At 57.2% G+C, this 11,902-nt stretch carries 5 protein-coding genes, 1 tRNA gene and 4 pseudogenes; 7 read left to right on the plus strand and 3 right to left on the minus strand.

The window, feature by feature from the left end; all coding sequences use genetic code 11:
- Positions 1–247: 247 nt before the first annotated feature.
- The gene (locus tag R0J92_RS04475) at positions 248–862 is read right to left on the minus strand and encodes a response regulator (protein ID WP_106164591.1); all 615 of its coding nucleotides are present in this window, start codon (positions 860–862) and stop codon (positions 248–250) included.
- 345 nt (positions 863–1,207) lie between these two features.
- On the opposite strand from R0J92_RS04475, the gene R0J92_RS04480 reads away from it, so the two are divergent.
- Positions 1,208–1,681: an oxidoreductase gene (locus R0J92_RS04480; RefSeq protein ID WP_411051151.1), complete on the plus strand. Its 474-nt coding sequence runs from the start codon at positions 1,208–1,210 to the stop codon at positions 1,679–1,681.
- Positions 1,682–1,746: 65 nt separating this feature from the next.
- Positions 1,747–4,227, plus strand: a complete 2,481-nt coding sequence (locus tag R0J92_RS04485; RefSeq protein ID WP_411050868.1) for an ATP-binding protein — start codon at positions 1,747–1,749, stop codon at positions 4,225–4,227.
- 116 nt (positions 4,228–4,343) lie between these two features.
- Here R0J92_RS04485 and R0J92_RS04490 read toward each other — a convergent pair.
- Positions 4,344–4,418, minus strand: a tRNA-Asn gene (locus R0J92_RS04490).
- Positions 4,419–4,883: 465 nt separating this feature from the next.
- Here R0J92_RS04490 and R0J92_RS04495 point away from each other — a divergent pair.
- From R0J92_RS04495 to R0J92_RS04515, 5 genes and pseudogenes are all read left to right on the plus strand, one after another.
- Positions 4,884–5,193 (plus strand): annotated as a pseudogene (locus tag R0J92_RS04495) (integrase core domain-containing protein); the annotation flags it as partial.
- Between the two features lie 343 nt (positions 5,194–5,536).
- The gene (locus R0J92_RS04500) at positions 5,537–7,363 is read left to right on the plus strand and encodes a methyl-accepting chemotaxis protein (RefSeq protein ID WP_317386026.1); all 1,827 of its coding nucleotides are present in this window, start codon (positions 5,537–5,539) and stop codon (positions 7,361–7,363) included.
- Positions 7,364–7,727: 364 nt separating this feature from the next.
- A pseudogene (gene istA, locus R0J92_RS04505) lies at positions 7,728–9,295 on the plus strand (IS21 family transposase).
- Positions 9,225–9,956 (plus strand): annotated as a pseudogene (gene istB / locus R0J92_RS04510) (IS21-like element helper ATPase IstB); the annotation flags it as partial. The pseudogenes istA and istB, both read left to right, overlap by 71 nt.
- A 350-nt stretch (positions 9,957–10,306) precedes the next feature.
- Positions 10,307–10,611: pseudogene (locus tag R0J92_RS04515) on the plus strand (IS3 family transposase); the annotation flags it as partial.
- 251 nt (positions 10,612–10,862) lie between these two features.
- On the opposite strand, the gene R0J92_RS04520 reads toward R0J92_RS04515, so the two are convergent.
- The gene (locus tag R0J92_RS04520; protein ID WP_411050869.1) at positions 10,863–11,738 is read right to left on the minus strand and encodes a LysR family transcriptional regulator; all 876 of its coding nucleotides are present in this window, start codon (positions 11,736–11,738) and stop codon (positions 10,863–10,865) included.
- Between the last annotated feature and the right edge of the window lie 164 nt (positions 11,739–11,902).

Here is an 11,902-nt window from a genome sequence, read left to right on the forward strand (position 1 = left end):
CCGGCCGTAGCCAGTGGGACGCTGAAGCATCGGCGTGACGGGATCTGGGAAGGCGGGTCTTGTGGCGGCGCAGGAGGTCAACTGCCTCTCAATCCGAATGGAAACTGCGGGCCTGAAGCCCGAGGTGGAGAGGCTTTACACACTCCGACTATTTCTTTGCTCGCTATGCAGCCACCCTGACAAATCCAGCCACCTTGGCAGGATGATCCGCGTCCGGCGGGCGATTGGACCACGACAGGCGCGGTCTTTAGAACAGGCCAGCTTCCTTTGCCGTCATCGCGGCCTGGGTGCGGTTCTTGGCATCCAGTTTGCGGCACAGGGTGCGCACATGCAGCTTGATGGTGACTTCCTGCAAATTCAGATCGCGGGCGATTTCCTTGTTGGACTGGCCTTGGCACAGGCCACTTAGAACCTCGATTTCGCGCGGGCTGAGTTGGGCAAGCAGCGGGTGTGCAGGGGCAGAGGCTTCTTCTCGCATCAGTTCGACGGGCACGTAAATCTCGCCGGCGCTCATGAAGCGAACAGCGTTCAGCAGGGATTGAGCGCCCATTGTCTTGGGGATGAAGCCGATGGCACCTGCGTCCAATGCATCCTGCGCCGTACGGGTCGGGGCGCTGCCCGACAGGATGGCGACGCCACGGCCGCCGTTTGCTTTCAGGGCACGTTGCAGACCGTCGAGACCGTTCATTCCCGGCATATTATAGTCGAGCAGGACGAGATCGAATGGACCCTGATCTTCAAGCTCTTGCATGGCTCGGTGCAAATCCGTTGTGGCCGTAATCTCTGCTCCGCCTTCCGAGGTGAGATATGCGGAAATGGTATCACGCACCATGTCATGATCATCTGCAAGTAGAATGCGCATGTCGCCGTTTAACCTGTTTTCACTGTTCCTAGACAACCCTACAGGGGCAAACCTTTCCAATCCATCAACTTTTGCCGGATTATTTTGCAGTGGATTGCTTGTGTCGCACGGTAGGATTGTTCGCCGCAAATCTTTGCGGAGCCCTCATTTTGGCAGGAATCGCATTGGCGTGTGCTGAAGAGGCGTGCCAATGCGGCGACGAAAGCCACATTTTCGGGAGCTGAGTTTACCGATCTTATACGAAAGTCTAGCAGACTATACACAGGCGTTCATGCCGTATTGGTTTGGATATGCCAGTATCCTGACAAGCCCGAACACGGGCAAAGCGAATATTGGAGACACATGATGAAACGCCTGCTTGCCGCAGTGGTGGCCTTGTTCACCCTTGCATTTTCCCTGCCCGTGATCGCCAGCGAGCAGGACATTCTGCTAACGGTTCGTGCAGGAGAAGACGTTCATGAATTCACGATCCGCGACCTGCGCGATCTGGGGGAGCGTGAGGTTGTGACCTCCACGATCTGGAGCGACGGTGAGCAGAGGTTTGTCGGGGTGTCGTTGGATCGGTTGCTGTCCCATGTTGACGTCGCTGAAGGCACGCTGGAAGCGGCAGCCGTCAACGACTACGCCGTTGAGATCCCGATGTCGGATGTGCGCGCAGGCGGGCCCATCGTTGCTTACTTGCGAAATGGCGAAAGAATGTCTCTGCGAGACAAGGGGCCACTTTGGATCATCTATCCCTATGACAGCGGTGCAGAGTTTCGCACCGAAGAGGTCTATTCGCGCAGCATCTGGCAGCTGAACAGGATAACAGTGAACTAACCGGCCTTTTCGGGGGCTAACATTCAGGAGGTATCCGGCTGTTGCAGCGCCTCAAGATACCGCAGATGCATCGTTGGCTTTTCACTGGTGCCGCCGTGGTTCTTATACTGCTGGCGGTACAAGCCGTTCGGCTGGGCAAAGATGTGCAAACCCGGATAGAAGCATTGTCCTCGGCGGCGACGGACAACCTGCAATGGACCCTGTCGCAGGCGGAGGTGGACTACCTGAAATACCGGTTGGCAGCGATGCAGACCGAGGATGCCGATGACCTGGTGCGGCTGCGACGACAGTTCGACATCTATTACAGCCGAATTGCCACCTTCCGTGAGAGCGCCTTTTACTCTGGCATACGTGACAACAAGGAGGGCGAGCTATCTCTGGAGCGGCTGCATCGCGGTATGAAGGCGCAAGCCGGGTTGATCGACGCCTCCGATGAGACGCTGCTGAGCAGTTTGGATGAGCTGCGCGAGATGGTGGTCGCCGATGGCAATGACGTGCGTGACCTCGCGCTGATCGGCGTCGCGCTGCAGGCAGAGACCGCCGGGGATGAACGCGTGCAGCTGCATGATTTGTTCCTGAACCTCGCGATCGTCGTCATTACGCTGACGGCCGCGCTCACTCTGACCGCTCTGATGATCCTGCTGTTGTTCCGGCGGGGGCAGAAATTGGCCGCACTGCAGGCGCGTGAAGCAGCCCGGACGGAGGCCATGGTGACCTCCTCACTCGATGCCATTCTGATGGCGGATGAGGCGGGGCGGATCACGGCCTTCAACGGCGCGGCAGAGGAAATTTTCGACTATTCGGCCCAAGAGGCCATCGGGTTGCCGTTCGAAGATCTGGTGCCTGTGAAGTCTGAGATGTTCACTGACAAGCAACTGCCTAGTGAGCTGCGAGAGACCGATGGCCGTATCCGGATGACGGCCCGGCGTAAATCCGGTGAAACCCTTCCTGTTGAAGTGTCCCTGACAATGAGCCGCTCCAACGGAAACGAGGTGCTGGTGAGTTACGTCCGCGATATTTCGCGCCGCTTGCGTGCGGAAGAGGATTTGCGTCGCGCCCGAGATGATGCGCTGGCGGGGGAGAAGGCAAAAGACAAGCTGCTAACGGTCATGAGCCACGAAATGCGCACTCCTCTTACGGGCATTCTGGGCTCGCTGGATATTCTGGATGACCTGACCCCGTCGTCGGAGCAGCGAAAGTTCCTGCAGGCGATGCGGGTTTCCGGAGAGCTTTTGCTGCATCACGTCAATGACGTTTTGGAATTGTCGCGGTTGGAAGCCGGGGCCGAACCTGAGGCGGTCGCGCCGTTTGATTTGGCCGATCTGATTGCCAGTACCTGCGATAGTTTGCAAGCTGCGGCGGGCAAGAATGGCAATGAACTCAGCGTGTTCTGTAGCCTTGGGGCGACAGATTGTGTTTTGGGGCGCAGTCGTTATGTGCAGCAGGTCTTGCTGAATTTGATCGGCAACGCGTTGAAGTTCACGCGCGATGGTGCGGTGTCGGTGGATGTGATGCGCACCTCCGGGGACACGATCGAGTTCAGTGTTGCCGATACCGGCCAAGGGATTGCTGCAGACGATCTGGAACGGATATTCGACGAGTTCATCATGCTTGACCCGAGCTACAAGCGGGGAAGCGAAGGAACCGGTCTTGGTCTCGCGATTTCGCAGCGTCTGGTGCGAACAATGGGTGGAGAGATCGCCTGCGAGAGCGAACCGGGCGAGGGCAGTTTGTTCACCTTCGCTGTTCCGCTGCCCCCATCGGATCTGCAACAGTGTCCACAGCGGATCGGGCATGAGCAGTCTAGCTCGGGGCAGAAGCTATTGATCATAGAAGATAATGATATCAATCGTCTTCTTCTGGAGAAAATGCTGGGCGATTTTGGTCATGATGTCGCCTCGATGAGCGGTGGCGAAGACGGGATCAAGGCACTTCGAACCGAGACCTTCGATCTTGTCATTACTGATATTAGCATGCCCGACATCGACGGCATGGAGGTGTTGCGCCGTGCAAGAGAGGAGCATCTTGCCGATGACACCAATATCGTGGCTTTGACAGCGCATGCGGCCGAGGATGACCATTCACGCATTCTCAACGCGGGTTTTGCCGAGGTTCTGACCAAACCGATCGACCGGGACGCACTTGCGGGCACTATCGCACGGCATGCGAGAGGAGGCCTCGATGCGACGAAAGCCGCCCCGCCTGTGCCGGCGCATCCCGGTGATTCTGACATCGAACAGTTTGTAAATGCAATTGGACCCGATAAAGCGAAGCATTTCCTAGTTGAGTTTTGCAGTGATGTTCGAAAGCTGAGCGATCAGTTGGAGCAAAGCGAAGAGTTGACCGAGCGCCACCGCCAAGAAGCCCACCGGCTCGCAGGTTCCGCTGCTGTACTGGGTCTATTGGAATTGCGTGCCTCTATGCTGCAGCTCGAAGAGGCTAACACCAACGTTGTGCCGGAGCTCTACGGATTGCGCACAGCCTGGCGATCCGCTGATGGTATGCTTAGGCATTACATTGGGACAGGGCATCAGGCGGACGCCTAATCCCTATCGGTGCGGCACAATATCCTGATTCTAGGTTAAATCAACACGGCAAGGTTGGAACTGAAGTTTGCCATTTGCATTTCCAGGCCCCTCTGAAACAGGTCTAGACTGCAATTTGGCTCCGGCGGTAGGGATCGAACCTACGACCAATTGATTAACAGTCAACTGCTCTACCGCTGAGCTACGCCGGAGTGTGAGCGCTCGTATAACGATGTCATGTGAGCGCGTCCAGCGGAAATTTTGATGGTTTTGTTCTCCGATGTCGGCAAAACTCGGTGCGCCTTAGGCTCAGTGCTTTGACAACGGATGCGGTCCGGCAAGAATGGTTGGACCTCTACATTTTTGAAAGCATCAAGGAGGTCAGCGGATTGGGGGGCTTAAATTCTTGCTCAGCCTACGAACGAAGCTTGTGACCATTCGGGACAGCCCTCGGATCTCTTACGGATGGCGCACGCTGGGCAAGTGTTGAGTGATCGGTTTTGGCTTTTGGTCGATTGCGGCCATGTATACGGCGTCTGAATCGCAGCTTTGCTGCGCGCCTTGATGATTTTCGCAGTCACTTTGGTCGCAATCCATGCCACGCGCTCGCAGGTGCTCAGGTGCGAACAAAGGGCCGGCGCACGGGTTGCTCGGGAACTCAATGCCCTCATCTGGACATCGAGCCCGACAAACCGCAGCAGAACGCGTTCATCGAGCCGATTAACGGCAGCCCTCGCGATGAGCTTCTCATCAACGAGGAGATCTTCGACAGCTTGGACCAGGCACGGCGAAAGCTGACCCTCTGACGCTACGACTACAATCTGGCGCTACGGCTACAATACGGTCCGGCCGCATTCGTCCCTGGTCAACCAGACACTGCAGCAAGCGCGCCGGATGCTTGTGCAATTTGAGGGCTCCGCGCTTGGCGCGATTGCACCAGACGGCGAACCCGAATACCCCAATCGAACCTGCAGCCTCTCGTTATGAATAAGGGACCGGCAGGATGGCAGATCACGATGCCGAAAGCGGGCGCCATCTACTCCATCCATGCTCATCGTTGTAGCTACACGGCGTGCGCTGTCGCGGCGATCACGTGACGCGCTTGTCCGTTGGTGCATCCTGCCAAGCCTGAGAAAGGCCCCCCGAATAAAACCGCGGGCTAGAACAGCTATATGCGGCGCTGGGTGACGTTAGTATATTGGAAAGTACGTTTGCAGAAACTTCGGTAGGTTTGCGGTTTGATCGGCTTTTGTCCGCCAGAGTCACCTCAGTTTAACGGAAAAGAAATCGAATTGGGTGATGTTTGTTCCAAACGAATTGGAGAGTCACCATGTTCTTAAAGTCTTGGTTCCGGAACATGCCAGTAAAACGAAAGATCCTGCTTCCTGGGATGGCTGGCCTGCTGATGATGATTGGCGTGATCACCACGTTCTGGGCTCAACGTTTGTCCACTGCGCTGCATACCGCGTTTGAGGAGCAGGTTGAGCTCACGGAAACCTACATCGCCGCCCCCCTGGCAACTGCTGCCTGGAACTATAATGGAGAGCTGGCGAATACCACGCTCGCATCGCTCTCTGATCGTGAGACCTTCGTCTTTGCTCGTGTCGTTAGCAGCGGTGATGTGCTCGCGGAGGCCTTCAAGGGTGACGAGATGCTGGAGGAGTGGGCCGCCAAAGCGGACGCACTTCTCGAGGCCGAAGAATTCCGCATGGAAGATGGTGACTTTACATATTTCCGGACCCCACTCCTGTTTGAGGGTGAGGAAGCAGGAAACATGGTTTGGGCGCTCGATACTTCGATCATCAACGAGCAGATCTTGCATGCGAATACCGTGGCCGCTGGTTTGGGGTTCGGCATATTTGCTGCGTTTTCGGTGATTTTCTACATGATTGCTGTCGCAGTGTCGCGCCCCATCAGTGATGTGATCACGCATATCGATGCATTGCAGCATGGAGACACCTCTCGCGAGATTCCGGAAGCAAATCGCCGTGATGAAATCGGCGCTCTTGGCAAAGCGCTTGTCGATTTTCGCGATACAACGGCCGAGCAGCAACGCATGGAAGAGGAAAAGCGCAAGCAGGACGCGGCTCAAAAACATGTTGTCACGGTACTGGGTGGCGCGCTTGACAATCTGTCGACTGGTGATCTGACGGTCAAGATCGACGAGGACTTCCCAGATGACTACGAGAAGCTCCGCCAAGACTTCAACGCGCTTGTAAGTCGTCTATTCGACACGGTGTCAGCGGTTGTCGATGCGGCAGATAGTATTCAAAACGGATCGACTGAGATCAGTTCTGCTTCTGATGACTTGGCGCGTCGGACCGAAAGCCAAGCTGCAACACTGGAAGAGACAGCTGCTGCGCTTGATGAACTGACCGCCTCTGTACGTCAGGCTGCAGAAGGTGCTGGAAGTGTTTCTAACACCATGGAAGAGGCCAAGGCCGAAGCGGTTAATAGCGGAACGGTTGTTAACAGCGCGGTGTCCGCGATGACCGAGATTGAACAATCCTCGAGCCACATTTCGCAGATCATCGGAGTGATTGACGACATTGCATTCCAGACCAACCTGCTTGCTTTGAATGCTGGTGTTGAGGCCGCTCGAGCGGGAGAAGCTGGTCGAGGCTTTGCCGTTGTTGCATCCGAAGTGCGCGCACTGGCGCAGCGGTCCTCTGGCGCTGCAATGGAGATCAAGACATTGATCGGTGACAGCTCCAAGCAAGTGGAGCGTGGTGTCGATCTGGTTGGCAAGGCCGGCGAAGCGCTTCATAATATTGTGGAACGCGTGACACAGATTTCTGGCCTGATTTCCGATATCGCCCAAGGCGCCAGTGAACAGTCTGCAGGTCTCGGCGATATCAATGGAGGCATGGTTGAGCTGGATCAAGTCACTCAGCAGAACGCCGCAATGGTTGAGGAAGCGACGGCTGCAAGCCACATGCTGAAGGCCAACGCAACAAACCTTGCTGAAATGGTGGCTCACTTCAAACTCGGCTCAGGTACCCGAAATGTGCAGTCCATTGCGCCAGCAGCCGAAGAGCAGAGCGTCTCTGCCCCCTCTGCGCATGGCGACGATTGGGACTACACTCCAGAGCCGACCAAGGCAGTGGTCGTTGCCGACAATGGCAACGCAGCGGCCAAGATCTGGGACGACTTCTAAAGTTCTTCCTATCAAGGTCTGCACTGAAACTGAGCTAAAATCCTATCACTTTCATATTTGTATCCTGGCCCTCAATTGGGCCGGGGTTTTGCGTTTGAACCGTACTAGCTTGTTTGGCGGCACCAAACCTTTAGCGCAGCTGTGGCGGTTTGGTGTCGCTCCTTTGATGGCACAACGTGCAGCAAAAGAGACGAGATAACGGCATGGGAGGAAAAAGTGAATTCCGCAAGGATACGGTGCGAACTGTTTGAACAGGCGTGCAATTTTGTCCCCCGTAGCGGGGTAATCGGCGTCCAAAAATGCCCCCCCCCTTTAAACTGATGTGGATGCTGCCCCCCGAGATCATCGGGGAGCACAGTGTGGGATGTTGGTTGTGGAGACGATTGCAAAGATCCGTCGGGCGTATTTTCAGGACAAAAGTCAGTTAAGCAGATCTGCCGGGAGCTGCGGGTTTCGCGGAGTGCGGTGCGGAAGGTGATCCGATCCAGCGTGACGGAGATGACCTATGAACGCATGAACCAGCCTCAGCCGAAGATCGGGCCTTGGAAAGGCATGCTCGACGAGATTCTGGCGGCCAACGCCCGACAGCCCAAACGCGAGCGACTGACCCGCATCCGCATCTTCTAGGAACTCCGGGCCCGAGGATATGATGGCGGCTATAATGCAGTCCGGCGATATCCGGCCACGTGGTCCAAGGAGGAACAGGAGGCCTCGGCCTTTGCATATGTGCCGCTGATCTTCGACCCAGGCGAGGCCTACCAGTTCGACTGGAGCCACGAGATTGTGGTGATCGATGGGGCGACGACAACCGTGAAGGTGGCGCATGTCCGGCTTTGCCACAGCCGGATGTTGTTCGTCCAGGCCTACCTGCGCGAGACGCAAGAGATGGTCTTCGACGCCCAAGACAAGGCCTTCGCCTTCTTCGGCGGAGCCTGTGCGCGGGGCATCTGCGATAACATGAAGACCGCGGTGGACACGATCTTTGCCGGTCGCGAGCGCGCGTACAACCGCCGGTTCCAGCGGATGTACGGGCACTACTTGGTCGACCCGGTCGCCTGCACACCTGCCTCTGGCTGGGAGAAGGGACAGGTCGAGAACTAGGTTGGGGTTGTCAGGCGACGGTTCTTCGTGCCCAGACCGAAGTTCAGGAGTTATGCCGAGCTCAACGCCTGGCTCGAGGACCGCTGTGTGGCTTGGGTCAAGTCGCATCCGCATCCAGAACTGCGTGACCGGACAATCTGGGAATTACTCGAGAAAGAGCGCGCGAGCCTGGTGCCCTATGTCGGACCTTTCGATGGCTTCCATGCCGTGCCGGCGTCCGTGTCGAAGTCCTGTCTCGTTCGCTTCGACAAGAACCGCTACTCCGTGGATGGCCGCGCTGTTGGTCGCCCTGTCGAGATCCGCGCCTATGCCGAGCAGGTCGAGGTCTGGCAGGACGGCAAGATCGTGGGGCAACATTCCCAGTCCTTCGGCCGCGACATGGCTATCTACGACGCGCTGCACTACACTCCGGTGCTGGCCCGCAAACCCGGTGCCCTCCGGAACGGAGCGCCGTTCAAGGACTGGGAGTTGCCGCCCGCGATCAGGCGAGTGTAGCGCAAGCTTGGTAAGGTGCCGAATGGTGACCGCCAGATGGTTCAGATTCTGAGCATGATCCCAACCGACGGGTTGGATGCCGTGGATGCTGCCTGTGCCGAAGCCCTGAACGAAGGGGGCCTCGCCGCCTCAGTCGTCATCAACATCTTGGCCCGACATCGTGAACCGCAGCCGCCGCTGACCATCGATACGCCGGACGCGTTGCGACTGACCTGCGAGCCTGTGGCCGATTGCAAACGCTATGCCAGCCTCAGGATACCCAACCATGGAAAGATCACAGGTACTGGACGCGATGAGCCAGTTGAAGCTCTACGGCATGAAGGCCGCCTACGATGAGATCATCACCACGGCGGTGAAGCGGCAGCATGAACCGCAGCAGATCGTAGGCGACTTGTTGAACGCCGAGATCAGCGAGAAGCAGGCGCGTTCGATCAAATACCAGATGACGATCGCCAAGCTGCCCCTGGCGAAAGAGGTCGACGAGGTCAGCTTCGAGGAGACGCCGGTCAACGAGACGCTGGTGCGTGACCTGGCCGCCGGGGATTTCCTTGAACAGCAGCGCAATGTTGTGCTCATCGGCGGCACCGGCACCGGGACCGGCAAACCCCACCTTGCTGTGAGCATCGCTCGGGCGTGCATTAGGCGAGGCAAGCGAGGACGGTTCTTCAACGCCGTGGACTTGGTGCACAAGCTCGATGCTGAAGCTCGTGCCGACCCGCAGGGACGCACGGCTGACCTGCTGTGCCGCCTCGACTTCCTAATCCTCGACGAGCTTGGCTACCTTCCGTTCGCCCAGACTGGCGGCCAGTTGCTATTCCACCTCATCAGTCGCCTCTACGAGCGCACCTTGGTCATCGTGACCACCAACCCCGACTTCGGTGAATGGCCATCGGTCTTCGGAGACGCCAAGATGACGACGGCACTACTCGATCGCCTTATCTACCACTGCGACATCGTCGAAACCGGCAACGAGAGCTGGTGCTTCAAGACCAGGGAATACTCCAAGCCCCGCCGGCCCGATACGGCTGCGCTGTGCGTTGGCTACACCGCATCGGGCCAGCTACACGTGGGCCAACAGGGGGTCATTTTGGACGCCGATAGGGGGGGCAAGATTGCGTGCCGATTGACAGCGAACTGCGCTGATCTGCGGTCTTATACGGCGTCAGGTTGCAGACGATTTGGGCGTTGCGTTTGGCTTTCGATGCTCAACAAGTGGGGGAACGCGCTCTGCGGCACAGATGTGGTATCGTCCGAGGATCGCGAGCATGCACGGGAGAACGAACGGCTCCGGCGCGAGACCTGTGCCTTCAAGGAGGTAAGGGATATGGCTATCCCTTACCGGCGCTTCCCAAGGCATGCATCTTCCACCGTGATCGCGGTAGCCAGTACTCTTCGCACGGCGACCCGATGATCCTGCCCCAACATGGCTTCCGGGTTTCGATGAGCGGCAAAGGTTATCGTTATGACAATGCGGCCGTTGAGACGTCATTCAAAACAACTAAGGCTGAGCTGATCTGACGACCATCATCGACACCCGACGGCAGGCCGAGATGGCGATCTTTGGATCCATCAACGGCTTTTGCGATCCACGCCGATGGCACTCGGCATCGGGCTGGAAATGCCCTGTCGTCTTCGAATGGAAAGTGGCTTGAACGAGCACGTGGAACGGCAGAAATACGCGACAGGTCCGGCTTGTTCAGTTCCGCCGCGCAGATTTGTTCTGTGGTTCGCCCACGGCCCGTGGAGCTGTCGCCATGTTCTCAATCGCCGGGCGCTTCCGGATGCCAGCCTATGTCGTAGGGGGAGAACTCCAAGCGGATTGAAAGCATGTGCTTTGCGCGAGAAGAGCGTAGCGTTGATCGGCGAAATACCCACATTAAACATCTGAAAAGGCCGGATTTGACTACGGTTCAGCGGAAAACCGACGTTTTAGCCAGTCCTCGAAGAGGCGGCTTTCCGGTTTTTGTTTCCTCCGAGTTTTGGGTCTGGCGATGTAGTGGACGTGCGAGAATGGAACCGGGTCACCGATCATGCCGATTTGATGGTGCGCTAGGGTCGCCTGTCTGGCAAAACGTGTCAGGATCGCCGCGCATCCGGCGTTTGCCGAAACGAGCGCAAGCGCGGCCATGCTGGTATCAACCGAATAGGCAGGTACCGATGTCGGTTGCTTGAGGCCGGCGGCAGCGAAACAACGCGTCCAGCAATCGTCATATCCAAGGATGGAAATGAGGGGCTGGTCCTCGAGATCACTTGCATCGCGTATCTTGCCAAGGCGTTGAAGGCTCGCAACCGCGGTCACCGTCTCGGAAGAGATAACTTCGCTTGGGCCATCATACTCATCGCTTCGTCCCAATCGCAAATCGACATCGATGTCTTCGTCGACCGCAGAACTGGCCCAGATGGTGGATACCAGCCGGACGGTGATATTGGGATACTCGGTTTTGAAATCAGGTAGGTGCTTGGCGAGCCATAGCGCCGCAGTTGAGATTGGCGCCCGCACGGTGATCAGCTGTTGCTCCTCGACGCCAAATAAATTCGTTGTCGCGGCACGAATGTCCCCCAGCGCCTGGCTCACTGAGAGCAAATACGCCTCTCCCTCAGAGGTGAGTTGGAGGTGCCGGGCCTGGCGGACGAACAATTGGCGCTTCAGCGCGGCTTCGAGCGATCTGATATGCAGGCTGACCGCCGTCTGTGTCAGCCCCAACTCTTTGCCTGCCAGTGTAAAATTTTGCAGGCGAGCAGCTGTTTCAAAGGTTCTGAGCCAGACCAGATTGGGCAAGCGTGAGGACATCTATCACCAAAATATTTTTGGTATAGATGCTATCTTTAATCATTTTACGCAAGTCTCGACTTGCTGCATATCTTCTATAATTCGTGATCTTTGCATGCCTGCCAGCACGTCAAAGACAACCAGAAATGCCCCGGGCGCCATGCCCAGGGCCG

The sequence above is a fragment of the Tritonibacter sp. SIMBA_163 genome, from assembly GCF_046535935.1.
GTDB classification, from domain to species: Bacteria; Pseudomonadota; Alphaproteobacteria; order Rhodobacterales; family Rhodobacteraceae; genus Epibacterium; species Epibacterium scottomollicae.

Bases quoted from the DNA above. Each gene is read 5' to 3' on its own strand.
- R0J92_RS04475 (WP_106164591.1), bottom strand. From the start codon at position 862: ATGCGCATTCTACTTGCAGATGATCATGACATGGTGCGTGATACCATT.
- R0J92_RS04480 (WP_411051151.1), top strand. From the start codon at position 1,208: ATGAAACGCCTGCTTGCCGCAGTGGTGGCCTTGTTCACCCTTGCATTT.
- R0J92_RS04485 (WP_411050868.1), top strand. From the start codon at position 1,747: ATGCATCGTTGGCTTTTCACTGGTGCCGCCGTGGTTCTTATACTGCTG.
- R0J92_RS04500 (WP_317386026.1), top strand. From the start codon at position 5,537: ATGTTCTTAAAGTCTTGGTTCCGGAACATGCCAGTAAAACGAAAGATC.